Origin of the sequence: Sphingomonas sp. OV641 (assembly GCF_900109205.1) — a bacterium.
Lineage (GTDB): Bacteria > Pseudomonadota > Alphaproteobacteria > Sphingomonadales > Sphingomonadaceae > Sphingomonas.
Genome location: NZ_FNZB01000011.1, coordinates 21953 through 45305, shown reverse-complemented (window position 1 = coordinate 45305; position 23353 = coordinate 21953). Strand labels below are relative to the sequence as shown.

22 protein-coding genes and 3 pseudogenes are annotated in these 23353 nt (G+C 63.7%); 13 read left to right on the top strand and 12 right to left on the bottom strand.

Features of this window, described 5'->3' with window-relative positions:
- From BMX36_RS21875 to BMX36_RS20010, 6 genes and pseudogenes are all read left to right on the top strand, one after another.
- Positions 1-310, top strand: a pseudogene (locus tag BMX36_RS21875) (hypothetical protein); the annotation flags it as partial.
- A 183-nt stretch (positions 311-493) separates the two neighbouring features.
- Positions 494-1078: a recombinase family protein gene (locus tag BMX36_RS20025; RefSeq protein ID WP_093068247.1), complete on the top strand. Its 585-nt coding sequence runs from the start codon at positions 494-496 to the stop codon at positions 1076-1078.
- 18 nt (positions 1079-1096) lie between these two features.
- Entirely contained in the window at positions 1097-2176 is a 1080-nt protein-coding gene (locus tag BMX36_RS20020) for a DNA-methyltransferase (RefSeq protein WP_218142218.1), read from the top strand.
- Positions 2173-3231 carry a hypothetical protein gene (locus BMX36_RS20015; RefSeq protein WP_093068241.1) on the top strand — a complete coding sequence of 353 codons (1059 nt, stop codon included), beginning with the start codon at positions 2173-2175 and terminating at the stop codon, positions 3229-3231. The genes BMX36_RS20020 and BMX36_RS20015 overlap by 4 nt, the downstream gene beginning before the upstream one ends.
- Before the next feature lie 21 nt (positions 3232-3252).
- The gene (locus tag BMX36_RS21470) at positions 3253-3648 is read left to right on the top strand and encodes an ATP-binding protein (RefSeq protein ID WP_143058630.1); all 396 of its coding nucleotides are present in this window, start codon (positions 3253-3255) and stop codon (positions 3646-3648) included.
- A gap of 411 nt (positions 3649-4059) precedes the next feature.
- Positions 4060-4404 carry a response regulator gene (locus BMX36_RS20010; RefSeq protein WP_093068238.1) on the top strand — a complete coding sequence of 115 codons (345 nt, stop codon included), beginning with the start codon at positions 4060-4062 and terminating at the stop codon, positions 4402-4404.
- 25 nt (positions 4405-4429) lie between these two features.
- Here BMX36_RS20010 and BMX36_RS20005 read toward each other — a convergent pair whose 3' ends face one another.
- Positions 4430-4624: a hypothetical protein gene (locus tag BMX36_RS20005; protein WP_143058629.1), complete on the bottom strand. Its 195-nt coding sequence runs from the start codon at positions 4622-4624 to the stop codon at positions 4430-4432.
- Positions 4625-4740: 116 nt separating this feature from the next.
- Positions 4741-5040 carry a hypothetical protein gene (locus BMX36_RS21465; RefSeq protein WP_143058628.1) on the bottom strand — a complete coding sequence of 100 codons (300 nt, stop codon included), beginning with the start codon at positions 5038-5040 and terminating at the stop codon, positions 4741-4743.
- Between the two features lie 9 nt (positions 5041-5049).
- Between BMX36_RS21465 and BMX36_RS20000 the strand changes: the two genes are divergently transcribed.
- Positions 5050-6798 (top strand): PAS domain-containing sensor histidine kinase, encoded by a 1749-nt coding sequence (locus BMX36_RS20000; RefSeq protein WP_218142217.1) that lies wholly within the window; start codon positions 5050-5052, stop codon positions 6796-6798.
- Here BMX36_RS20000 and BMX36_RS19995 read toward each other — a convergent pair.
- The 3 genes and pseudogenes from BMX36_RS19995 to BMX36_RS19985 form a co-directional block, all read right to left on the bottom strand.
- Positions 6795-9530: pseudogene (locus tag BMX36_RS19995) on the bottom strand (Tn3-like element ISMpo10 family transposase); the annotation flags it as partial. The gene BMX36_RS20000 and the pseudogene BMX36_RS19995 sit on opposite strands and share 4 nt — an antisense overlap.
- 92 nt (positions 9531-9622) lie before the next feature.
- On the bottom strand, positions 9623-10786 hold the full coding sequence (gene chrA / locus BMX36_RS19990; RefSeq protein ID WP_052149378.1) for a chromate efflux transporter: 1164 nt from the start codon (positions 10784-10786) through the stop codon (positions 9623-9625).
- Between the two features lie 80 nt (positions 10787-10866).
- Positions 10867-11814: a chromate resistance protein ChrB domain-containing protein gene (locus BMX36_RS19985; RefSeq protein ID WP_245613536.1), complete on the bottom strand. Its 948-nt coding sequence runs from the start codon at positions 11812-11814 to the stop codon at positions 10867-10869.
- A gap of 86 nt (positions 11815-11900) precedes the next feature.
- Between BMX36_RS19985 and BMX36_RS19980 the strand changes: the two genes are divergently transcribed.
- From BMX36_RS19980 to BMX36_RS19970, 3 genes are read left to right on the top strand one after another with little or no spacing between them, the layout of a single operon-like run.
- On the top strand, positions 11901-12266 hold the full coding sequence (locus BMX36_RS19980; protein WP_042491069.1) for a Rap1a/Tai family immunity protein: 366 nt from the start codon (positions 11901-11903) through the stop codon (positions 12264-12266).
- Between the two features lie 17 nt (positions 12267-12283).
- On the top strand, positions 12284-13201 hold the full coding sequence (locus BMX36_RS19975) for a DUF1259 domain-containing protein (protein WP_256210922.1): 918 nt from the start codon (positions 12284-12286) through the stop codon (positions 13199-13201).
- Positions 13202-13241: 40 nt separating this feature from the next.
- Positions 13242-13775: a DUF4142 domain-containing protein gene (locus tag BMX36_RS19970; RefSeq protein ID WP_052811626.1), complete on the top strand. Its 534-nt coding sequence runs from the start codon at positions 13242-13244 to the stop codon at positions 13773-13775.
- Between the two features lie 74 nt (positions 13776-13849).
- On the opposite strand, the gene BMX36_RS19965 is transcribed toward BMX36_RS19970, so the two are convergent.
- Positions 13850-14488, bottom strand: coding sequence for a recombinase family protein (locus BMX36_RS19965; protein WP_037527897.1), 639 nt, complete (start codon positions 14486-14488; stop codon positions 13850-13852).
- Positions 14489-14624: 136 nt separating this feature from the next.
- Between BMX36_RS19965 and BMX36_RS19960 the strand changes: the two genes are divergently transcribed.
- Positions 14625-17594, top strand: a complete 2970-nt coding sequence (locus tag BMX36_RS19960; RefSeq protein WP_093068233.1) for a Tn3 family transposase — start codon at positions 14625-14627, stop codon at positions 17592-17594.
- 33 nt (positions 17595-17627) lie between these two features.
- Here BMX36_RS19960 and BMX36_RS19955 read toward each other — a convergent pair.
- From BMX36_RS19955 to BMX36_RS19945, 3 genes and pseudogenes are all read right to left on the bottom strand, one after another.
- Positions 17628-17876, bottom strand: a pseudogene (locus BMX36_RS19955) (DUF4158 domain-containing protein); the annotation flags it as partial.
- Between the two features lie 4 nt (positions 17877-17880).
- Positions 17881-18465 carry a recombinase family protein gene (locus tag BMX36_RS19950; protein WP_010339849.1) on the bottom strand — a complete coding sequence of 195 codons (585 nt, stop codon included), beginning with the start codon at positions 18463-18465 and terminating at the stop codon, positions 17881-17883.
- A 133-nt stretch (positions 18466-18598) separates the two neighbouring features.
- Complete coding sequence (locus BMX36_RS19945) at positions 18599-19075, bottom strand: YkgB family protein (protein WP_010339850.1); 477 nt, start codon at positions 19073-19075, stop codon at positions 18599-18601.
- Positions 19076-19179: 104 nt separating this feature from the next.
- Here BMX36_RS19945 and BMX36_RS19940 point away from each other — a divergent pair, with 104 nt between their 5' ends.
- Both BMX36_RS19940 and BMX36_RS22340 read left to right on the top strand, forming a co-directional pair.
- Positions 19180-19722, top strand: a complete 543-nt coding sequence (locus BMX36_RS19940) for a MarR family winged helix-turn-helix transcriptional regulator (RefSeq protein WP_010339851.1) — start codon at positions 19180-19182, stop codon at positions 19720-19722.
- 29 nt (positions 19723-19751) lie between these two features.
- Complete coding sequence (locus BMX36_RS22340; protein ID WP_305825954.1) at positions 19752-20555, top strand: ATP-binding protein; 804 nt, start codon at positions 19752-19754, stop codon at positions 20553-20555.
- A 4-nt stretch (positions 20556-20559) separates the two neighbouring features.
- Here BMX36_RS22340 and BMX36_RS19930 read toward each other — a convergent pair whose 3' ends face one another.
- From BMX36_RS19930 to BMX36_RS19920, 3 genes are all read right to left on the bottom strand, one after another.
- A complete protein-coding gene (locus BMX36_RS19930; protein WP_256210921.1) occupies positions 20560-20919 on the bottom strand; it encodes a response regulator in 360 nt (119 codons plus the stop codon).
- A gap of 13 nt (positions 20920-20932) precedes the next feature.
- Positions 20933-22336: a sensor histidine kinase gene (locus BMX36_RS19925; protein ID WP_093068255.1), complete on the bottom strand. Its 1404-nt coding sequence runs from the start codon at positions 22334-22336 to the stop codon at positions 20933-20935.
- Positions 22337-22549: 213 nt separating this feature from the next.
- Complete coding sequence (locus BMX36_RS19920; protein WP_093068227.1) at positions 22550-23335, bottom strand: COG4705 family protein; 786 nt, start codon at positions 23333-23335, stop codon at positions 22550-22552.
- Between the last annotated feature and the right edge of the window lie 18 nt (positions 23336-23353).

Genomic DNA, 23353 nt, shown 5'->3' with positions numbered 1-23353 from the left:
GGCGACCGCCGAGAAGATCAGAGGGCGGATGCGACAGTGCCGGACGCTGCTCTATTTGCATTCGGCGAATGCCACCAAGTCCAAGTGGTGTCCGTGGGAATTGGGCTATTTCGATGCCTTCACCCATCCGTCCCGGCGCGTTTTCATTTTCCCCGTCACCGCTGCGGATCGATCCTATACGAGCCAGGAATATCTCAATCTCTATGATACGGTCGACATGGCTTCGATCGGCGTGGCTACACGCAGGCGCGATGATATCAGGGTCAAGGGCGCGGATAGTAGCTTCAGAGCGTGGAGCGTTGCCGCCTGATCGATCATTCCTTGAGCTTTTCGGCGACCGCGAACGCGGCATCAGGAGGCGGGTAGAGTCAGCTATTTTCGCCATGGCGCACACGGGTTGCCATTATCGGAGGTAGAAAGGTCTACCTTTCTCTCGCCCGTTCAGCCACAAGCATAATCAGGCGCTTAGGAGAGAAGAAAGGTCAGGGTAGAAATGCGCTACGGCTACGCCCGCGTTTCGACCGACGAACAGAGCCTTGCCCGCCAGCGCTCCGCTCTCGCGCTCGTCGGGTGCGACCAGGTGGTCGAAGAAGTGGAGAGCGGTGTGAAGGCGCGGCGGCGCCTTGATGGTCTGCTAGAGCGGCTGCACGACGGTGACGAGCTGATCGTGTCCGAGCTGGACAGGCTTGGGCGCAGCACGGGCGAGGCGGTGCTGTTGATGGACGAGCTTATCAAGCGTGGCGTGCAGCTTCGGGTTCTCGCCCTTCCCTCCCTCGACATCGCGACGAACGACGGTCGGCTGATCGCCGACATTCTCGCCAGCCTGGCCGCACACGAGCGACGCCGACTGCGCGAGCGGCAGCGCCAGGGGATCGCCGCGGCGCGATCGTCGGGCCGACACCTTGGCCGCCCCCAGAAGATGAATGGTCAGCAGGTTAGCGAGGCACGCGCCAGGCTGGCAGCCGACGAGCCGATCCCTGTTGTGGCGCGGGCCTACGGTGTCACGCCGAAGACGCTTCGCGCGACGCTAGCAAGGCTTGATGAACGTGCCGCAGGTCCGGCGCGGCGCGGGCCGTGAGCATGCCTGCCGTCGCCGATGCTCTCCGATCACCTATTCCATTCGCGCTTATCAAATCGCGTGCATGTCAGGTCCTTTAAGGTAGAACAAAACATGGCCACTCGAATCATTCAGCCGCCCGCGGCCCGCGCTCCATCTCGCCAGCGCGTGCCGACGTGGCGACAGGCCCTGACCGAGCGCATCGACGATCAATGGGACCTAGTGCGCGAAGTCGGCGCCGATCGCCGCGAGCATCTGTCGTCCAACGCGACTTATGTGCTGGCGGATGCGGTGCAGTTCCTCGCCGAGCTGCCGCCCAACTCCATCCATGCCGTCGTGACCGATCCGCCCTACGGCGTGATTGAGTACGAGCAGAAGGACCATCAGAAGCTTCGCAGCGGCCGTGGCGGCGTATGGCGCATCCCCCCGTCGTTCGATGGCGCAAAACGTTCACCCCTCCCCCGTTTTACCGTGCTTTCAGAGGAGGAGTTGACCAAGCTCCACAGCTTCTTCTCGGCAATCGCCTACGGCATCCATCGGGCGCTTGTTCCGGGGGGACACGCCTTCGTCGCGGCCAACCCGCTGCTCTCCACCATGACGTTCCACGCCTTCCAAAGCGCGGGGCTGGAAAAGCGCGGCGAGGTGATCCGGCTGGTGACGACGCTGCGGGGTGGCGATCGACCCAAGGGTGCCGAGAAGGAGTTCAGCGACGTCTCCATGATGGCGCGGTCGGGCTGGGAACCGTGGGGCATTTTCCGCAAGCCGATGATCGGCACCGCCGCGGCCAACCTTAAGGCATGGGGCACCGGCGGGCTTCGTCGGATCAGCGCCGACGAACCGTTCCGCGACGTTATTCCATGCTCCCCTACCCGCGGGCGAGAGCGTGAGATCGCGCCCCATCCTTCTCTCAAGCCGCAGCGGTTCATGCGCCAGCTTGTCCGCGCCGCGCTGCCGCTGGGCGTAGGCATCATCTACGATCCGTTCGCCGGCAGCGGCTCTACCTTGGCGGCTGCCGAGGCGATCGGCTATCGTGCTATCGGCACCGACCGGGACGTCGAGTATTTCGGCATCGCGACACGCGCCTTCCCTGCCCTGTCGAGGCTCGCGATCGTACAATGACGCCGGACGAGCTATTCCACGAGTTTGAGGCAGGGTTTCGCCGGCGGAAATACACAGCCGGACTCCTTGTATCCTTCATCGACTTCGTTCAGGCGCTCGACGTTCCTGGCAGCGGTGTGACTACCTTTGCCGAGCTGACGGCCAAGTTTCCCCAAGTGACGACGACGAGCCGGGGCGATAGCGCCAACACGCTGATCGTGGAGAAGCCAGGAGGCGGCACCTTGTCTCTCCGCGGCTTCTACGACGCGATCGAAACCTACTACCGCGCTGAGGAGAAGCGGTTCGATTATCCGAGTGCCGCTCCATTTGCGACCGGGCGCTGGGCTGATTTCATTCCGTGGCTAGAGACGGTGCTGACAGCGACGGCCGAGGAGTTGGTGAAGCTCCGCGCCCGAGTGAACCAGTTCGTTCTCGACAATCTCAAAAGCCAGGCGTTCGACCCCAACTCCGTCGAGGTCGAGCCTCCTCTGTTCCGGCTATTGTTGGAACGTTTCGACCTGACGGCCGTGAGCCGGCGTGAACCGACCGGTGCATCCTTCCAGGGTATCACCTTTGGGTTCCTACGGGCCGATAACCCGCACCTCCAGATCGAGATCGATAAGGTTCGCACCGGATCGCGTCGCCTTCAACGCATCGGCGACGTCGACGGCTGGGAAGGCGGCCGGCTCGCGATCTCAGCCGAAGTAAAGCAGTACCACATCACGTCCGCGGGCGTGCAGCAGCTCGAAGGTTTCGCGAACGCGACGGGCATTCGCGGCGCGCTTGGGGTGGTCGCAGCGCTCGGCTTTGATGATGACGCTCGCCAAGCTGTCTCCGATATGGGTCTAATCCCTCTTGATCGTGCGACGATGTTGCAGATTGTAGAACTGTGGGACCCCATCAAGCAGCGTACGGCGGTGACGTCGTTTGTCTATTACGCTTCGCACGTTGAAAAGAACTCCAGCCTCAGTGATCGATTGTCGGCGTTTCTGACTCAAGCCGGTGCCGATTGGCAGGAGGCACGTGCGGCAGCGGTCGAGGTGGCTACCGAAGGGGAGCAGAACGAGAGTAGCTGAGACGTTGAGGGGGTGTGGGGGATGACGGAAGCACAGGCGCTCGCAAGCATCGTCGCTTGGTCTGAGGATAGTCCAGGCTGGCAGCGCGACGCGCTGCGTCGACTGGCAACCGGAAATTCTCTCACTGGTGCTGAGCTCGATGAGTTGGTCGCCATCTGCAAAGGCCAGGCCGCAGCAAATCCGGTAACCGCCGACAGTTTCCGCGATCCTGCGCGTGTCCAAGGGCCGGTGCACCTCCGTCGCGTTCACAACGTGAACCACGTCAATGCCTTGGCATCCGATCAGAGACTGGCGTTTCAACCCAATGGCCTGACGATTATCTATGGCGACAATGGATCGGGAAAGTCTGGCTATTCGCGCATCCTGAAAAAGGCCTGTCGCGCCAGAACACCTAACTGTAGGCGCTTGCAATCGTAGCGGCGTCTGCTCGCAAACAGCCGGTTTTCTGCTCACGCTCTCTGCCACTGGCGGGTGGCATCCTGCTCGAATTATCTGCCAGCGTGCTCGCCATCATCCGGGGCTGCTCGCAATCGGACATGGCTGCTCACATTATCCGCTCCGGGCGGATGCTAAAGGCGGGTTCATTGCACGGGCGGGATCGTCCCATTTCTCCGTCTCCAACCGGTCATTTCGGGAAGGAGCAATCGGGAACATATTTTGGGAAAACGGCTATTTCCCTACCGTCCGGTGCGCCTTGCGACCGTCAGCCGTCTCCCTGAACCTTCCCAATCGGGAACGTCCCAAAGTCCTGCTCGCCCTGTGCGATCTGAAGCGGACGAACCAAAAGCTCCTGATCTGCGTTATCAAGCTCCAAGCCGGAGCCGATGAATGTGTCACGTACTGATTATCGAGGATGAGCCGTTCATCGCCATGAATATCCAGTCGATGTTGGAGGGTGTCGGCGCCACCTCTTTTGATTTCGCCGTATCAGAAACGGAAGCCGTTGCTTTGGCGCTGGTCCGTCCGCCCGACCTGATAACGTCGGATGTGAAGCTCGTAACCGGCACTGGACCGGCAGCTGTCGCCCGGATTCACGCCCACCTCGGAGAGATGCCGGTCATATTCATCAGTGCAACGCCGGGCGAATGTCACCCTTGCAGTCCTCCAGGCGTCGTTCTCGCCAAACCGTTTCGGGAAAGCGACTTGCAGAATGCCTTTCGCCGGATGGTGTAGGTGGCTTTGTCATCTGCGGCGGCCGCTAATTCCAGAGAGGCAGATCGATCCATCCTCTGTCTCGCAGCGGGTCCGAGCGCCCCTTGCTGAAGCCATCCATCCAGCTCAGCCGCAAGATGATCTGCTCATGCCCAATTGGGCAATCGATCGCCGATCCGTGCGGCACGGTGCCAATCCGTCGCCCGGCCTCAAAAGCGTCATTCATCGAGACCAGCAGCATTTGCATTGCTTGGCCAGCGTAGCGCAGTCCTTGGACTAGGCAAATCCTTTACATCAAGCCGGCGGGAACGAACCAAATTCGTTTTTGCTAGCCCGGACTGTCCGAAGCCCAAACGTTCATTGCCGTTGCGGCCCGAACCCGCCAGGCGATAGTAGATCAGCGATACAGAACGAGCGATGTGGGAACGGGTGTCGTCCTTGAATACCATGACGAGAGAAGAGCTTGAGGCCGAAGTCACGCGCCTGAGATCCGAATTGGCGCATGCCGGGATCCATGCGCAGCGTGCCAGCGATCAGCAAGCGGAACGCGATCATCGCTATGTCGCCGATCTCACGGCGAGCCGTCGGCAGACCATCGAAGCCAATCGGCGAACGCTCGATGCCCATTCCCACGTACAGGATGTTGTACAGGCTCACAGGCGACAGATGGCCGGCGCTGCGGCCGAGCTGAATGCAACGCGCGACATGGTGGCGGAGTTGAAAGCCAGTCAGGCGGCGCTGGCGGCAAGCGAAGCCCGACAACGCGCGATCTTCGACAATGCCGCGGACATCGCCATGATCGTCACCGATCCGGCAGGTGTCATCACCGACTGGAATGTCGGTGCGGAGAACATTCTGGGTTGGACGGCCGAAGAAATTCGCGGCCAGAATGCCGAGCGATTTTTCACGCCTGAGGATCGCGCAATCGGCCGCGTCGACCATGAGATGGCAGGAGCGCTACGGGACGGACGCGCTTCCGACGAGCGGTGGCATCTTCGGAAAGGTGGCGAGCCCTTCTGGGCATCGGGCGAGATGCTCCCGCTCTTCGATGAAGACGATCGGCATCTCGGCTTCGTGAAAATTCTGCGCGACCGGACACGCGAGCACCTTGACGGCGCGGCGCTCCGGGCGGCGCAGGATCGGTTTCAAACAATCGTCGAGACGATCGACGCTGCATTCGCCATCGTCGAGGTTAAATACGACGCTGACGACACGCCGATCGACTATCGCTTCCTCGAAGCCAATCCCGCGTTCGAGGAGCAATCCGGCGTCAATCTGCGCGGGAAATGGGTGACCGAGTTCGCCCCCGATTTGGAGCGTTTCTGGTTCGAGACCTATGGTCATGTCGCCAGCACCGGTGAGCCTGCCAATTTCGAAAGCTACGCAGAGGCCTTCAAGCGCTGGTTCGATGTGCGGGCGGTTCGGGTAGGCGATCCCGCCGATCGGCAGATCGCCATCCTGTTCAACGATGTGACGGCTCGCCGCGAAGCACAGGATCAGCTTCTCGTCAGCGAAGCGCTGGCGCGCGCGAATGTCGAGCGGGTGCAGCTCGCACTGGAAGCCGGTGCGATCATCGGCACATGGCATTGGGACATTCCGACCGATCGCTTCACGATCGACGACGCCTTTGCCCGCACGTTCGGCCTCGATCCGGTGCTTGGACGCGAGGGCATTCCGCTCGCGCAGATCGTCGAGACGGTGCATCCGGACGATCAGCCCGGTCTTGCGGCAGCGATCGATGCCGCAATCGTGCGAGGCGGTCGTTACGCCCACCAATACCGTGTGCGCCATGCGGATGGTCACTATTACTGGATCGAGGCGAACGGTCGTGTCGATCACGATCCCGATGGCACACCGCGCAGCTTTCCCGGCGTCCTCATCGACATCGAGGCCAAGCGGGCGGTCGAGGCAGAGCGCGACCGTGCCATCGCGGATTTGCGCACGCTGAACGAGACACTCGAACAGCGTGTCGCCGACCGTAGCGCCGAATTGATGGCAGCGGAGGAGCGGCTACGTCAGAGCCAGAAGATGGAGGCAATCGGCCAGCTCACCGGCGGGGTGGCACACGACTTTAACAATCTCCTGACTGTCATCCGCGGCTCCGTCGACCTGTTGCGGCGTGACAACGTCGCTCCCGAGAAGCGCCAGCGTTACCTCGATGCCATCGGCGACACCGCCGATCGCGCGGCCAAGCTCACCGGGCAGCTGCTTGCCTTTGCCCGCCGGCAGACGCTGGAGCCGGAGGTATTTGAGGTCGGGCAGCGGCTCGACGCTATCGCAGACATGCTCGACAGCATCACCGGCTCGCGCGTGTTGGTCCGCTTCGAAGTGCCGGACGCGATCTGCCGTGTGCGTGCCGACGTCAGCCAGTTCGAGACGGGGTCGGTACACAGAACGGACCCAGATATACGCTAAGGTTTTGCCGTGCCTTCGACGGCGCGCATCTGGCGAAGCGGTCTGAGCGCGGTGGATGGCGCATCGGGATCGGTCCAGAGGTAATCGCCGGTGAGATTGATATGCTGCCAACCGAGCGGTGATAGGTGTTGCAGCAGGTCCGGCGGGACCGGCCGGCCGAGGTTGGCGAGATGCATCCGGGCGGCTTGCAGGTAGGTCGTGTTCCACAGGACGATGGCACCGGCGACGAGGTTCAGCGCGCTCGCCCGATGGCTTTGGGCTTGCAGCGCATGATCGCGGATACGGCCGATGCGATGGAAGAAGATGGCGCGTTTCAGGGCATTTTCCGCTTCTCCCTTGTTGAGTTCGCGGGTGGCGCGGCGACGCTGTTCGGGCTGCTCGATCCAGTCGAGCGTGAACAGGGTACGCTCGACGCGACCGATCTCGCGCAACGCCAGTGCCAGGCCGTTGGCGCGTGGATAGGAGCCGAGCCGTTCCAGCATGATCGAGGCGCTGACGACGCCTGTGCGGATCGAGGTTCCCAGTCGCAGCACGTCGTCCCAGTGTGCCTCGATCAGACCTTCGTCGATGCGGCCCGCGACCAGCGGCGCAATATCGGGGCCGGGTTCGATGCCGTTAAACAGGTGCAAACGGCGTGCGGCGATATTCGGGATACGCGGCGCGAACCGGAACCCAAGCAGATGACATAGCGCGAACACATGGTCGGAGACGCCCCCGCCATCGACGTGATGCTCTTCGATGTGCAGATCGGCGCCGTGGTGGAGCAGCCCGTCGAGCACCTGTGCCGCCTCGCTCGCCGAAGCGGAGATAACTGTGGAATGGAACGGCGCGTAGCGATCCGAGACGTGGCTGTAAAAGGAGACAGCCGGCTCTGTCCCCTTGTGCGGATTGACTGCGCCGGTTGCCTGGGCGCGGCGGTCGAGCGGAAAGTTCTGACCGTCTGAGCTGGACGAGGTGCCGGACCCGAACAGCGCGGCCAGCGGCGCGGTGTGTTGGGCGTCGACAAGCCGGGCGAGCGCGCGACCGTAGGTTTCCTCGCGCAGATGCCATGAGGCGAGCCAACCGAGTTGGCGCTGGGTCACGAGATTGCAGGCTTCCGCCATGCGCGTATGGCCCAGATTGGTGGCATCGGCGAGCACCGCCGTGAGGATCGCACGTGGTTCATCCGCGGCACGGCCACTTTGCAGATGCGTGAAGCACTGGCTGAACCCGGTCCATCGATCGACTTCGGCAAGAAGGTCGGTGATGCGGATCGCGGGCAGATGCGCATAGAGCGGCGCAAGGGCGGTATCGGATTCCTCGGGAGTAATCGCCTTCAAGGGCGAAATCCGCAGCCTGCCCAAGCTGAGCTGCACGTCTTCCAGCGCGTCCGTCTCCGCCTTTCGCTCGACCTCGGCCAATCGACGGGCGAGGCGGGCGCGTCGTTCGGCCAGCCAGATATCGGCCGTATCCGGTGCCGGTATCGGCAAGGGGCCGGCCGCGCGCATGTTGGCGAATACGGGGGCAGGAATGAGTTGCTGCTCGACAGCACGATAGCGTCGGCTTCCCTCGACCCACATGTCGCCGGCGCGAAGCCGGTCGCGAAGCTCGACCAGCACGCACAATTCATAGATCCTGCGATCGGGAATGCCGGTGCCGATCGCCCGACGCCAAGCTTGCCGGATGAAGCCGACTGGCGTGCCTGCAGGCAATTTGCGCAGATGACCAAAATGAAGGTCGCGCATGATCGCGACCGCTCGCGCGAGCGCATGGCAGGCTGGCACCGCCCCGAATGTGAACGAGGCGATGAACGAGGGACCGACCTGTCGGAGGACGGGGTAATTGGTCGCGGCGACCGCGACGGGATCGACCGAATCGGGGCGGATCAGCTTGCGGGCTTCATCGACCTCGCGGCCGAGATCATTCCATCCGATCGCTGCCTCGACCGCAGCGCCGATATCGCCACCTGATATCTTGGCGGCGAGCAAGGCAGCGCCGAGTTGGGCAAGCAGCCGGATTTTGCCGTTGATGGTGCGCCGGTTGCGCTTGAGTGTCGTGTCCGCGCTGTTCTGTTCGCGCCGGAACATCTGCCCAAGCAGGCGATCGAACATCAGCACCGCATCGTCGGTGAGGGTAACGATGGTTTCGAGGATGGTCGCCACCAATGTGGCGCGACGCCGCGTCGCTTGCAGCGTCCGAACATGTTGCGCGGTCAGCCGCACGCCTTCCTGGCACAGGCGTCGGAGGCGCTCGGGATGGACGCCTACGGCGATATCCGGATCGATCCCGATGGCCCGAAGCAGTGTCAGTCGCTCGATGATGGCGGCGAATGTCTTTCGGCCGGGCTTGCCGGGTGACTGCCGCACCCAGGCCAGATCGCTCAAGTTCGTGCCTGTGTGGGGCAGGAGAAGCGCATCGAGCAGCCGGCGCTGTCGAGCATCGAGTCCTCGGGTCAGATGCTCGGCGACATGGCGTTCGGCATCGAGCAACGCCTGTGCGACCATCCGCTCGACCGAACTGATGCCCGGCACAATGATGCGCCGTCGCCGGCACTCATCCAGCATCACGCGCGCCAGCCTAGCCCCGCTGGTCGTCGTCAGCGCGATCGGCAGGAGCCATTCCTGCAACGTCGTTCGCAGCGGCCGACTGAGCGGCATGAAGCCGAATGCATCGCGCAGTGCATCGAGCTGTTCGTACCGGGTCGGGCCGCGCGTCGCGTAGTCGGCCAGCACCTCGGGTCCGACCTGCAATTGGGGGCCGGTGAGAGAAGGCCCGAAAACGTACGCTAAGTGAATTGGTATCGATCGATTATCGAGACCTCGACTTACGGCGACCGCACGGTCTTCTAGCTCAGGGCGGATGCCCCGATCACTGCCCCAATCGCCAGGACAACCGGCGTGGCGAGCTTGCTTTTCCAGCGGTACATGATGGCCAGCGCGATGGCGAAGATGAGCGCGCTCGCGATTGGGCTTGAGGTGCGTGCGGCCGTGGTCCGGGCGAGGTCCGTGACCGTCACCACGATAACGCCAACGACCCCGGCCGCGACGCCCGCCAAGAAGAGTTGCAGCCGCTTGTGCTCTACCACCGCTTCCAACCGGTCGTAGAGTAGGAGCGAGAAGGCGAACGCGGGGAGGAACATGCCGGCCGTCATCGCGAGCGCCCCGGCGAGGCCGCCGCTGATCCAGCCGGCGAAGGTCGCAAAGATTACGAGTGGGGCTGGCAGGATGCCGGCCAACCCTAAGCCGTCGAGGAACTGCGCGTCCGTCATCCAGCCCCGGCCCACCGTGTCGTTCCGGATGAACGGAATGGCGGTATAGGCCCCGCCGAACGTCAGCAGCCCGCCTTTCAGCCCGGTCCAAAAGAGCGCGGCGACCGTGGGCGCCGGTTCCCGAGCGACCGCCACGCTGGCATTCCCGAGGCTTCCTGCCCAGGTCAGGGCCGCCAAGCCAACGGCGATCGCGACGACGACCGCAGGGAGCGCGTAGCGCCCGGTCGATGCGAGCGCATAGGCAGCGCCTGCGGCTGGCAGCACGATCCAGAAACTGACACCGGCGAGCGAGGCGATCGCTGCGGCGATAGCCGCAGCCCAGAGCCATGGGTCAAGCAGGATGTGCTCGCCGATCCTATGCACCGCGCGGACGATTACCGCGATCACCGCCGCCTGGACGCCGAGGAGCGCCGCTCCGAGTAGCGTTCCTTGGATCGGCAGCCGAGTGTAGAGCCATGCCAGCGCGAGCATGAGGACCAAGCCCGGCAGCATGAAGCCGAGCCCGGCGAGCAAGCCGCCCAGCCGCCCCTTGGCCCGGACGCCGAGATGCACGCACAATTCATGCGCCTCCGGCCCGGGCAACACCTGCATGACGGCCAAGAGCTTGTTGAACCGGTCGCTCCCGATCCAGCGTTCCTCGTCGACCAGCTCGCGCCGGATCATCGCGATCTGCGCAACAGGACCGCCGAACGCCATCATGCCGAAGCGTAGGAATCGGACAAATAGCGCGGGATAGCTCAGGTCGGGCGGGCGGGTGTCATCGCCGACCGCGCTTGTCGGAACGGGTTGTTCGATGCTCGCCATGATCAACTCCCATCTGTTCAGCGCCGCTTGGCGAAGTGCGCGTAGAAGCCGTCGAGCGCGCCCGATCCTTGCGCGATGCGCTCAATGTCGTCGTCCGTGCCAGCGCAGATGCCGTTGATGAGCGCGCCGATGCCCGCCGTCTCCGGACGACCGAACTTGCCATCGGCGATGTCGAGATCATGGACGATCTCGGCGAGCGCGCGGAGCGCCTGGTCGCCATCGAGCCCGGTGCGGGACACCAGCGTCTCGAAGGTGCAGCGGTCGCCTTCATGCGTAAACTCCGCGTCCGCCATGTCGAATCGCAGCTCGCTCGGCTGGGGGGTGTATTCCTTGCCGTCCACGAATTTGAAGCTGGCATCCACGTCGATATACCGCCGGATCAGCCAAGCAGACGCGATGCGGTCGACATGGACGTGTCGGCGCGTGACCCAGGTGCGGCTTTTCAACTCCGCGGGCATCAGCTCCGGCGCACCCGCCCCGCTCACGTCGGGATGTTCATGGTCGCGGCGGTCCGCATCTGCGAGGGCCGCCAACGCTACTTGCTGACCATGCGCGCCGAAGAAGTCGATGGCGGCAATCTCGTCCAGGCGCTTGCGCAAGCGCCGAGTGTCGGTCGCGTCGCCGGCGTCGCTCAGCGAGCGCGCCTCGCGCGTAAGCTCGTCATAGTCGGCGTCGCGGGCCGCATCGAACACGGCGCGAAGCTCTGCGTCCGTCATTCCATCCACGAGCCGCGCTTCCAGGATCAGCGCCTCGCCGCCGCCTGCGATGATTTCCGTTCTCAGCTCCTCAAACAGCGCGCGCGTGTCGTCGCGCGAAGGAAGCGCGTGGACGGCGTTCTTGAGCGCGGCGGCACCGATCGCCTGCAAGCGCCGCCACACCCGGACACGCAGGTAGGCGGGCTTAGCCGGGAGTTGGGGGATCAGCAGCAGCCAGTCGTGCGGCGTAGATGGAGAAGCATCAGCCATGCAGCGCCTGTATCATGAGGCGGATACAACCGTACACTTGTATCGTTTGAGGGTGGCGAGTTAAAGCTTGGGGCGAGGAGACTTTGATGCAAACCGTCCAATCAAGTGCTTCTGCCATCCTGGCGGGTCTCGCGCTCGCGACCGCCTCGCCCACTCTGGCGCAACCACGTTACGAGACGGTGGCGCAGTTTCACCAGATGTGCGCCGACGAGCAGAAGAAAAAGGTGAACGGTCGTTGCGAGGCGTACCTCGCCGGCGCGGCCGAGACGCTTTCCGCGTTCGGCAACGGCGGCAGCGAGGCCGGCATTTGCGGGCGGGGTGTCAGGGCCGGTGAGTTGAGCCGCATCTTTCTGGCATGGGCGGCCGACAACCGGCAAATGGCGAACATGCCCCGGCTTGCGGGTGTGACGATAGCGTTGCGCCAGCATTTTCCATGCCGGCCGACCAGTTGAGATCGAGGAGAGAAGTTTTGCGCCACCTAATGCTCCCCCTGGCGGTCGCGGTCGCCGTGACCTTTGCCGCGCCGGCGTCGGCCGCCCCCGACTGGGCCGCGGTCGACCGCGCGCTCGGCCGCGTCGGGACCGAACAGGCGGGCGGCGTCCGTCGCTACGGCTTTCCACGATCGGACCTTAACGTGACGCTTGACGGCGTTGCCGTGAAGCCCGCCTTGGCGCTGGGCTCCTGGGCGGCGTTCCAGCCGATGGGTGATCAGGTGATGGTCATGGGCGACCTGGTTCTCACTCATGCGGAAGTGAACCCGGTGATGAGCCGACTGTTGGCGAGCGGGTTCACGATCACGGCGCTCCACAACCACCTGCTCCGTTCCGCGCCGGCGACGATGTATATGCACATCGGCGGCCATGGCGACCCGGTGAAGCTCGCGACCGCGCTTCGCGAAGCGCTCGCCGCCAGCCGAACCCCTCTCGCGGCCCCGTCCAGGGACTCGCAGCCACCTTCGGCCGGCGCGGGCTCGTCATCACCGATCGCGCTCGACACCGCGGCGCTCGACCAGGTGATGGGGATCAAGGGCAAGCCGAACGGCGGTGTATATCAGTTCAGCTTTCCGCGCGCCGAGAAGCTGACCGACGGCGGGATGCCCGCGCCCGCCTCGATGGGGACGGCGACCGCGATCAACTTCCAGCCGACCGGCTCCGGGCGGGCGGCGATCACGGGTGATTTTGTGCTGACCGCGGCCGAGGTCGACCCGGTGCTCAAGGCGTTGCGCACCAACGGGATCGAGGTGACCGCGCTCCACAATCACATGCTTGATGACCAGCCGCGGCTGTTCTTTATGCACTTCTGGGCGATCGATGACGCGGCGAAGCTTGCGCGCGGACTCCGGGCGGCGCTGGACAAGACCAACGTCGCACGGCCCGGCGCGAGTTGAGCACATGCATGAACAAGAACGAAAATCAGGAGGTGGACCAATGCGAAAGTCAGTCGGCGCGGCTCTGACCGCGATCACGGTGGCGTGTCTTGCTGCGCCGTTGTCGGCGTCCCTCGCGCAGGCCGGGATCAGCACGAACCCTGCTCCTGTCGAAACCAGGGATTATCTCGGTGCCATGCACGCGCTGAGTAGGTACGAGGTCGATGCGAGCCGGCTCGTGCTGACCAGATCCCAATCCCAAGCTTCACGCTTGTTTGCGCAAACGATGGTCGACCATCACACCCGTATGATGGCGGAGCACGCCAGCGTACTGAGCATGCCCGCCGCCACCGATTCCGGAAGCGCGCTGGTCGGGCCTCTGTCTCAGATGCTGGACACGCTAGAGAACACGCCCCGCGCCGAATTCGACGCGGCGTACAAGCGGGGACAGATCGCGGCGCACGAGGAAGCGTTGAAGGTCCATAACGCCTACGCGACGAAGGGTAGTAACGCGGCGGTGCGGGAGAAGGCTAAAGCGGGCGGGCTCGTGACCCGGAAGCACCTCGATAAAGCGCGGAAGCTGCCCGGAGCCTGAAACAGTTTCGGCCGGCACGCGAGCGCAACTATCCAGTTGGTGAGTCGCTCCGATCGAGAATGATCATATGACCGTCAGGCAGTTGTACGTAGCGATCTTTGCTCGAGCAGCTTCTCACCATCGGAGCGGATCTGACCATCGGGCGTGACATGCCGGTAGAGCGTCTGACGCGTGACGCCGAGCTCGACGCACAGCTCACCCACCTTAGTTTCCGGTTTCCCCATCGCGGCCTGGGCGAGCCGCAATTTGGCGGGCGTCATCTTGAACGGTCGCCCGCCATGTCTGCCGCGGGCGCGTGCCGAGGCAAGGCCCGCTTTGGTGCGTTCGACGATCAGTTCGCGCTCGAATTCGGCGAGTCCGGCGAAGATCGCGAAGATCAGCCGACCATTGGCGGTGGTGGTGTCGATCGACGCGCCTTCCCCCGCCAGCACTTTCAGGCCAACGCCGCGCTTGGTTAGATCGCCGACCGTATTGACTAGGTGGCGCAGGTCGCGCCCGAGCCGGTCGAGTTTCCAGATGACGAGCGTATCGCCTGAGCGGAGCGCCTTGAGCGCGCCCGCTAAACCGGGGCGATCGTCGCGCCGCCCCGAGGCCGTATCCTCGTAGATGTGGTCGGGATCGACCCCGGCGCCGATCAGCGCGTCGCGCTGCAGATCGTGGACCTGGCTGCCGTCCGTTTTCGAGACCCGTGCATAGCCGATGAGCGTTGTCACATATTCGTCCGTCTGCGTGACAAAACCGGAATGCTCGCCACGATCCCGCTACTTTGTCACTTAACCCGTGTTCCTGTCTATGCTCCACCAACAGCCTGAGTAGAAGAATATGTGACAATTGCGGGGAACCGGTGCGATGTCGACCAAGACGATCCTTTCGCCCGGGCAGCGTGCCGCGATCTTCGACCCGCCGACCGATCGGGAAACGATCGATCGGCTCTACACGCTTGGGCCGGATGACCTCGTCCAAGTGTGTCGCCGTCGACGCGGTGCCAACCGGATCGGCTACGCGGTCCAGCTCTGCTATCTTCGCCATCCCGGGCGAGCGCTCGCGCCAGGTGAGGCACCGCCCGCCATTATGCTTGCGACCTTGTGCGAGCAGCTGGGTGGCGAGCCTGCCGCCTTCCTTGGCTACGCCGATCGCGGACCGACCCTGCGCGAGCACCGCGCCGAGATCGAGACGCTGCTCGTGCTACGCGCGTTCGAACGTGCCGACATGCGCGCCATGCTGACGCTCGGCATTGAGGTCGCGACATCGACCGATCGCGGCGAGCCGATCGTCGCGGCGATGGTTGAACGACTGCGGCTGACCCGCGTGGTGGTCCCCGCGGCATCGTCGCTGGAACGGGTTGCCCTGATCGCGCGCACTCAGGCACGCCGATCCGCGTTCGCAGGCCTGATCCGCGACTGCTCGGACGACCAAGAAGCAGGGCTCGATGAACTGATCGACGCTGGCGAACACGGCCGGACGGGCCTGGGCTGGATCCGGGACTGGTCGGAGGCACCCTCAGCGTCCAACCTGAAAGCGCTGGTCGAGCGCCTCGATCGAGTTCGCTCTCTCGGGATCGAACCCGACCGAGCCCGCCGCATTCACGGCGCACGTTATGCCGTGATCGCGCGCGTCGCGAGCATTGTGACAGCGCAGCACCTTCGCCGCCTGGAGCGTCGCCGGCGACTGGCCACGCTGATCGCGTTCGCAATCGAAATGGAGGCGGCGCTAACTGACGCCGCTCTGGTCATGGTCGAGAAGCTGGTCGGCTCGTTGTTTCGGCGGGCGGACCGGATGCGCTCCGAACGACTGCTTGGGGCCGCCCGGCTGCTCAAAGACACCGCTCGCGTCCACGCGCGGCTCGGTCGCCTGCTGATGGAAACGCGCGCGAGCGGCCGCGACCCGCTGCGCGCGATCACCGACGGCATCGGATGGGAGCAGCTCGAACGCAGCGTTCGCGATGCCGAGGAGCTGACCCGACCCACCGACGACGGTCTGGACGAGGTGGTCGAGCGCTACCCCGCGGTCCGCAAGTTCGCACCTACCTTCCTGGCTGCGTTCTCGTTCCACGCCGCTCGTTCCGGCGACCCGCTGCTCAGCGCGATCGAGGTGCTGCGGCGCATGTACCAGGACGGCCGCTCGGTCCTGCCCAAGCGCGTCCCGACCACCTTTCTTCGCCCGCGCTGGCGCAAGGTGGTGTTCGCGGCCGGGGGTGGCATCGACCGGCGTGCCTATGAGATTGCCGTTGTCGTTCATCTGCGCGAGCGGTTGGCGTCGGGTGGCATCTGGGTCGATGGCAGTCGCGCCTATCGCACCCTCGACGATTATCTTCTGCCTCAGCCCGCGTTCGCCGCGATGCGCGCCGAAGGACGGCTTAGACTCGCGGTGGCCTCCGGGTTCCGGGACTGGCACGTCGAACGGCGCGATCTGCTTACCCGGCGCATGACCGAGGTCGAGCAGGCCGCGGCTGCCGGTGAACTGGTTGACGTCGCCATCACGGGCGGGGAGCTGACCATCTCACCGCTGCGCCGTTCGGTTCCCGATGAGGCTGAAGCGTTGAAAGCTCGCCTCTATGCGATGCTGCCGCGCGTGCGCGTCACGGATCTTCTGGTCGAAGTCGCTGCGTGGTCGGGCTTCGCGGACCAGTTCGTTCATGCGCGCAGCGGCGAGCCGGCGTCCGACCAGTCGGCGCTGATGGGCACAATCCTCGCCGACGCGACCAACCTGGGGCTGGGCCGGATGGCCGAAAGTTCGCGCGGATTGACGCTCGCCCGGCTGCGCTGGACAGCCGAATGGCACGTCCGCGACGAGACGTACCTGTCGGCCCTCGCCGCGATGGTCGACACGCATACCGCGCACCCGCTCGGGGCGGTGTGGGGACCGGGCGATACGTCGTCGTCCGACGGGCAGTTCTTCCGGGCGGGAGGTCGCGGTGAGGCGCGGGCCGATCACAACGCCCGCTACGGCTCGGAGCCGGGGGTGCTGTTCTACACCCACGTCTCCGACCGGTTCACACCGTTCCATACCAAGGTGATCGCCGCAAACGCGGGCGAAGCCGCGCACGTCATCGATGGGCTGCTCGACCATGAAAGCGAACTCGTCATCCGCGAGCACGCGACCGACACCGCGGGAGCAGTCGACCATGTGTTTGGGCTCTGCCACCTGCTTGGATTCCGGTTCGCGCCGCGCATCCGCGATCTGAACGAGCGGCGACTATACAGCCTGTCACCGCTCGAGAGCTGGCCGACGCTTCAGCCTCTGGTAGCCGGGCCGGTCAATGTCCGCGCGATCGAGGAGAACTGGGACGAGACGCTGCGCCTCGCCGCCTCGATCCGGGCGGGCACGGTGAGCGCGTCCGCAATGCTCCGCAAGCTGGCGGGCTACCCTCGCCAGAACCCGATCGCCCGGGCGCTTCGCGAGGTCGGCCGCGTCGAGCGCACGCTGTTCATGCTCGACTGGTTCGACGATCCCGAGCAGCGGCGCCGAACCGGCAGCATCCTCAACAAGGGCGAGGCCAGGAACGCGCTTGCCCGCGCGATCTTCTTCAACCGCCTTGGCGAGCTGCGCGACCGGACGTTCGAGAACCAGCGGCACCGAGCCTCGGGGCTGACGCTGGTCACCGCGGCGGTGACGCTGTGGAACACGGTGTACCTCGACCGCGCCGTCCGGCATCTTCGGTCGACCGGCGTCGACGTGCCGGATGAACTGCTCGCCCACGTGGCTCCGCTCGGGTGGGAGCACATCGGGCTGACCGGCGACTATCTTTGGAGCGAACTCGACCGCCCGCGCGAGCGGTTCAGGCCGCTCCGGCTCACCGCAACTGACCGACGGGCTTAGCGTACGTTTTCGGGCCTTCTCTCACCGGCCCCCCAATTGCTCTGCGACGAACGCGAGCGGCGTATCAGGGATCAGTTCACCGGGTCGCAGGAAACGGCCAGGATAGCGCAGCGCGCAAAGCTGGATCGCGAAACCCAGCCGGTTATGCGGTCGCCTCCGGCGGACGATGATGGCCAAGTCGTCCCGGCTCAATGTCCAGTGCTGGACGAGCAGGGTTTCGTCGTCGGGAAGCGCGAGCAACGCCGCGCGTTGCTCGTCCGACAGGACGGCGCGACGCGGCATCGGCTTAGACCTTGGCCGGTGCGGTCCAGCCGATCCGGGCAAGCGTGCCGAGAAGGGTCGAACGCGGCACCTTGAAGGTCCGGCAGACGGACGCCTTGCTGGCCCCGCCATCCAGCGCGGCGGTGATCCGCTCGAGCGTTTCGGCGTCGATCATCGGCGGGCGGCCACCTTGGCGTCCCCGGCGTTTGGCAGCAGCCAGTCCCGCCATCACCCGTTCGCGCGTGAGCGCACGCTCATATTGTGCCAATGCACCGAACAGCGAGAACAGCAATTCGCCGTGCGGCGTGGTCGTATCCATCTGCTCGGTCAGCGACCGGAACGCGATGCCGCGCGCCTTCAGATCGGTGACGATCGTCAGCAGGTGCGGCAGCGAGCGTCCGAGCCGGTCGAGCTTCCACACGATCAGTGTGTCGCCCGCGTTCAGATAGTCGAGGCAGGCTTTCAGGCCTGGTCGGTCGTCGCGCGCGCCGGATGCCTTGTCGGTATGGAGATGCCGATGATCGACCCCGGTTGCGACGAGCGCGTCCCGCTGGAGATCGACCGTTTGGCGGTCATCGGTCGTTGACACCCGCATATATCCGACCAGCATGTACGACAAACCCTCGAAAGCATGTTTTCGAACACCCTATCAAAGCGACAGGGTTTGTCGATCGTTATGGGCTGAGGCGGGTATGGTTCGGCAAAAGCGCAGGTCCGGAGCGTCGCCTATCACCTGTTTGCCGTCACGCGTCTGCTGTCCGTATGGACGCAAGTAGAAGGCACGCTGATGCCGCAAGAAGCACCAGGTCCTTCAACAGGAACTGTCCGGTTCCGGCCGAAATCGCCGGGAACCCGCCAGCGGTCGGCTCGGCGACGCCAGGCGTGCTCAGGAAAAACGTCAGTGTCACGGCATAAGTCAGGCATGACATCGCCGCGCCGAGAGCGGAGGCCGTCTTGTTGAAAGCACCGATAATCAGCGCAGCGGCCGTCGCGAGCTCGACGGTGCCTATAAAATAGCTTCCACCCTGCACCCCAAAAACGGCCGGAATCCAGCTCATGATCGGACTGTTCTTCATCAATGGCGCGATGCCCATCGCTTCATAGCTCGTGAATTTCATGCAACCGAACCAGAGAAAGATGACCACCAGCGCCCAGCGCAGCAACGCGAGAGACCCGCGAGAGCCGGTCGTCTTTTCAGCTATGTGTAATGTCGAAAACATGGTGCCTCGCTTTCATCATGGCGCATGACCTGCCTTCATGCTTAGACAGGCGTGATATATGCGCTGCGCATACACTATGCGCCGGCAATGAATGAGGCAACCCTTTGAACGTACTCTCGGACCGGCTCGTCAATCTGTTCGGCGCCCTCGCAGTGGGCATCACCGATCGAATTAAGAAGGCGGCATTCGACCCGACGATACCCGGCGGTGGCGAAACCACCGCGGCGATCGTCGTCATCGGTCACGCGACCGGTCTTTCGATCGACGAATTAGGACGGGTGCTAGGCTTGTCCCACGCGGGGACGGTGCGGCTTGTCGATCGATTGGTTGCAGCCGGGTTCGCCGTTCGATCCAAAGCGCTACGGGACCGTCGTGCAGTAGCGCTGATGCTCACTGAGGCAGGCGAGACTCGCCTATCTGCGATCCTGCAACGAAGAAACGAGACTTTATCCGAAATCCTTAGCCATGTCTCGAATGCTGACCGCCTCGTGCTGGAACGTATTGCCGAGACAATACTTGCGCAGATGTCTGACGACGCTGTCTCGGCGCTGACGATATGCCGGCTCTGCGACGAGAGGCGATGCTACAACTGTCCGATGGATGCCTTTGGAATGCTGGAGTCGTCGACGCATAGAGTCGACCCATAAGTGCGCGCAGAGACGCTTAGCGTATATCTGTGCCCGTTCTATGTCCTGACCCCGAGACGGCGCTGGTCAACCTGGCGGTCAACGCGCGGGACGCGATGGAGAGCGAAGGCACGGTGACGATCCGGCTATGCTGCGACGCCCGAATGCCTTCGATCCGAGGACATGGGCCGGGAACCGGCGATTTCGTCGCCGTCTCGCTCAGCGATACTGGCATCGGCATCGCGCCCGACGATCTGGAGCGGATTTTCGAGCCGTTCTTCACCACCAAGGATGTCGGCAAGGGCACCGGCCTGGGCCTTAGTCAGGTGTTCGGTTTTGCGAAGCAGTCGGGCGGTGATGTCGATGTCGAAAGCGTCGTCGGCAAGGGCTCGACCTTCACCCTCTATCTGCCTCAGGCGGAATCGACGGTTCCTGGAGAGCCGCGACCGACCGGGCAGCAAGAGGCGATCGATGGCGAAGGGCGTTGCGTGCTCGTTGTCGAAGACAACATCAGTGTCGGGCAGTTTGCCACCCAGCTTCTCGAAGATTTGGGTTACGGTACGGCTTGGGTGACGAGCGCTGAAGAGGCGCTGGACCGTCTGGGGTCGGACGGCGATGGGTTCGACATCGTGTTCTCGGATGTGGTGATGCCGGGAATGGGGGGCATCGAGTTGGCGAAGCGATTGGCGCGCGATCTGCCGGCGATGCCGGTCGTGCTCGCCAGCGGCTACAGTCACGTTCTCGCGCAGGAAGGCGCGGAAGGCTTGGAGCTGTTGCGCAAACCCTATTCGGCCAGCCAGTTATCCGCTGCCCTCCAGCGGCGGATCGCATGGGCGAACGAACGCAACGGATGATCGCTTAGGAAGACAAGCGTTCGATCTCCCGCAGGACATACCGGGGATCGAACGGCTTGCTCACGAACAATGCTCGGGCTGGCAGTTCCGCTGAGGTCGGATTGACCATGCCCGAGACGACGATCAGGATCGTCGGCGGGTAGCGGTCGCGCACATGATGGGCGAGTTTCACGCCATCCATCGAGCCCGGCATCTGCACATCGGTCAGTACGATACGGATGGCGTGATTGGCGTCGAGCAAACCGATTGCTTCGTCGGCGTCCTCGGCTTCGAAGACACGAAATCCCCGATCTTCGAAAAAGTCGACCAGATCATAGCGGATGAACGGTTCATCCTCGACGATGAGGATGCTGCGCGGGGGCATGGCCTGTCCCATATCAGCCCGCCACCAGTTCGCCGGTGTCGCCGAGCGGCGCATCAATCCGGAACGTGACGCCTTCCGGCGCATAGTCCAGTACCGTCTCGCCCCGGAAATAGGACCGCAGCGAACGCTCAATCATGCGGGAGCCAAAGCCTCGACGCGCGGGGCTGCTCACCAGTGGACCACCCATTTCCTGCCAGAGAAAAGAGAAGTGAGGTCCATCGTTTTCGTCGGTTACCCGCCATCGAAGCGTGACCAATCCAGTATCGTTACTAAAAGCCCCGTACTTGGTCGCGTTCGTCGCCAGTTCGTGCACGGCCAATGTCAACGCGAGAGCCGCTTGAGAGTTCAGTTGGATACGCGGCCCCTCGACCCTGATCCGATCCAACAGACCCGCAACCGCGGAAAGCCCAGCGCCGAGTACATCGTGCAGTTCGGCCTGTTGCCAGGATGTGGCGGTGAGAACGTCGGTTGCCCGTCCGAGCGAGGCGAGCCGCGACGAGAAGGCGGCGGCTGCCTCTTCGAGGCTCCCGGCATCCCGCAACGTCTGATTGGCGATTGACTGTACCAGTGTCAGTACGTTCTTCAGCCGATGGCTAAGTTCACCGTTGAGAAGCTCCTGCTGTTCGCGCGCCTTGAAAAGGGCGGTATGATCGCGCGAAACGGACAGGATGCGCGAGGTGCTGCCGTCCGGTGCAAGGATCGGCGACACCGATACCGACCACCATTTCGGAATGCCCGCGTGTGTGTCTCCTGCCGCTTCAAAATGCGACGAGCCGCCCTTGGTCGCAGTGGCCAGCGCTTCCACGGCGAGGGCCGAGCCCCCGTCTTTCAAAAATTCGGGCCATGGGCATCCACGAACCGTGTTGAAGTCGCTGATGTCCATCACCTTCATGCCGCCTTCGCTCATGAAGGAAAGGCTGCCGTCCAGTTCCACGACCTTGATGCAATCTGTCGATGCCGCCAGGACGCTCGACATAAACGCCTCGCGCTCCGCCGACAGGCGTTCGCGCTCGACCAGTTCGGCGTTGAGCGCGATCGAGCGGCGCATCGCCTCCCTCAGTTCGGCTGCCAGCAACACAAGGCCGAGCGTCACCACCAGAAACAAGGTAGCGGCGATCCATTGAGCATGTGGTAGCCAGGAGGGATGGTTCGCATTCCCGATCGACACGATACCGGTAGCCGTCGATAGAACGCCGGCAAACAGGCCCGGCCCTTTGCCCAGTACGAGCGCGATACCGATCGTCGCCGGGATAAACAGCAGCCATGGCAGTGTATCCGGGACGAATAGAACCCGCGCCGCGCCAGCGGTGATGATCACGATGGCGGCGATCAGGTATCGCGTGATGACCGGTAACGGGCGGTTCAGCGACCATGCGACGATACGGTCAAAAAATCTTGTCGGCTGTGTCCTGGTCATCTCGGTGTCCGAAGTGGACACGCCCCCCGGCTTGTCCCAAGCTCCTGATTAGCGGCAAGTGTCGCAAAGGGCCATGCCGGGCATAGCTTCTGTGCTCGTCACAACTCGTCACCTGCATGAGCTATGGGAAGACAGCAGCAATCCCGTTTTACCATCCCAATCGAGAAATGGGATCAGTTAGGAGGTACGCTGGCGGCCTCTCCGCTTAGTTGTTCAGGCTGGGCTGCGGCCACGTCCATCAACAAGGTGCTGCCGGCGTTCGAAACACACGACAATGCCAGCAAGCAGCAGGACGCAGACCAAGGCAGTCGCAAACGTGTTGAGGCCAAAACCGCCCTTGGCGGCTTCCTTCGTGAGCAAATTCCCGAAGTCGGCGCCGAACGGCCTGGTGAAGACGAATGCCGCCCAGAATATAAATGCCGCGTTGATCCGGGCAACATAGTGCAAAAGCAAAACCGCGCCGATCACAGCCATGCAGACCAGCGATCCCGTGGTATATGTGAGGCCGAAAACATAGACGAGTCCATCGCCGAACGCCGTGCCGAGGCTGTTCGAGAACAGAACGGCGCCCCAGAAAAACAACTCGCTCTCACGGTCGACCACCGCGCTCACGTCACAGGTGCCCCGCCTGAGATACCAAATACCGAGGGTCAGCAACATGCCGCCGAAAAGGATGGCCGACGTCACGTTATAGCCAAGGTTGAGGGTGTGGGTCGACAGGTCGGCTATTTCGGTTCCCGCCGTGGTCGTACCGACGATCGTCGCCCAGAACAGAAAAGGACGATAGCGATCGGCACGAACCTGCGCGACGAGGAACGCCGCTAGCAGGCCCAGCGTGATGGCAAGCCCGGCGACGTAGCCCAGGTTCAGCGTCTGGGCGATGGCGTCACCCGCAACCTCACCCAATGTCGTGGCGACGACCTTGGCCAGCCAAAAGCCGAGGGTGATTTCGGCGACTTTACGGGCGGGATGCTCTCTCGTCACGTCGACTCTCTCCATACGCGCACCCCCGGGGCC

Coding starts and splice junctions, on each gene's coding strand:
- BMX36_RS20005 (WP_143058629.1), bottom strand. CDS start 4,624: ATGCTGCTGGTCTCGATGAATGACGCTTTTGAGGCCGGGCGACGGATT.
- BMX36_RS21470 (WP_143058630.1), top strand. CDS start 3,253: ATGACGGAAGCACAGGCGCTCGCAAGCATCGTCGCTTGGTCTGAGGAT.
- BMX36_RS20015 (WP_093068241.1), top strand. CDS start 2,173: ATGACGCCGGACGAGCTATTCCACGAGTTTGAGGCAGGGTTTCGCCGG.
- BMX36_RS19950 (WP_010339849.1), bottom strand. CDS start 18,465: ATGCTGGTCGGATATATGCGGGTGTCAACGACCGATGACCGCCAAACG.
- BMX36_RS20020 (WP_218142218.1), top strand. CDS start 1,097: ATGCTCTCCGATCACCTATTCCATTCGCGCTTATCAAATCGCGTGCAT.
- BMX36_RS19930 (WP_256210921.1), bottom strand. CDS start 20,919: ATGCCCCCGCGCAGCATCCTCATCGTCGAGGATGAACCGTTCATCCGC.
- BMX36_RS19960 (WP_093068233.1), top strand. CDS start 14,625: ATGTCGACCAAGACGATCCTTTCGCCCGGGCAGCGTGCCGCGATCTTC.
- BMX36_RS19980 (WP_042491069.1), top strand. CDS start 11,901: ATGCAAACCGTCCAATCAAGTGCTTCTGCCATCCTGGCGGGTCTCGCG.
- BMX36_RS19920 (WP_093068227.1), bottom strand. CDS start 23,335: ATGGAGAGAGTCGACGTGACGAGAGAGCATCCCGCCCGTAAAGTCGCC.
- BMX36_RS19970 (WP_052811626.1), top strand. CDS start 13,242: ATGCGAAAGTCAGTCGGCGCGGCTCTGACCGCGATCACGGTGGCGTGT.
- BMX36_RS20000 (WP_218142217.1), top strand. CDS start 5,050: ATGGCCGGCGCTGCGGCCGAGCTGAATGCAACGCGCGACATGGTGGCG.
- BMX36_RS19945 (WP_010339850.1), bottom strand. CDS start 19,075: ATGTTTTCGACATTACACATAGCTGAAAAGACGACCGGCTCTCGCGGG.
- BMX36_RS19985 (WP_245613536.1), bottom strand. CDS start 11,814: ATGGCTGATGCTTCTCCATCTACGCCGCACGACTGGCTGCTGCTGATC.
- BMX36_RS20025 (WP_093068247.1), top strand. CDS start 494: ATGCGCTACGGCTACGCCCGCGTTTCGACCGACGAACAGAGCCTTGCC.
- BMX36_RS20010 (WP_093068238.1), top strand. CDS start 4,060: ATGTGTCACGTACTGATTATCGAGGATGAGCCGTTCATCGCCATGAAT.
- BMX36_RS19925 (WP_093068255.1), bottom strand. CDS start 22,336: ATGACCAGGACACAGCCGACAAGATTTTTTGACCGTATCGTCGCATGG.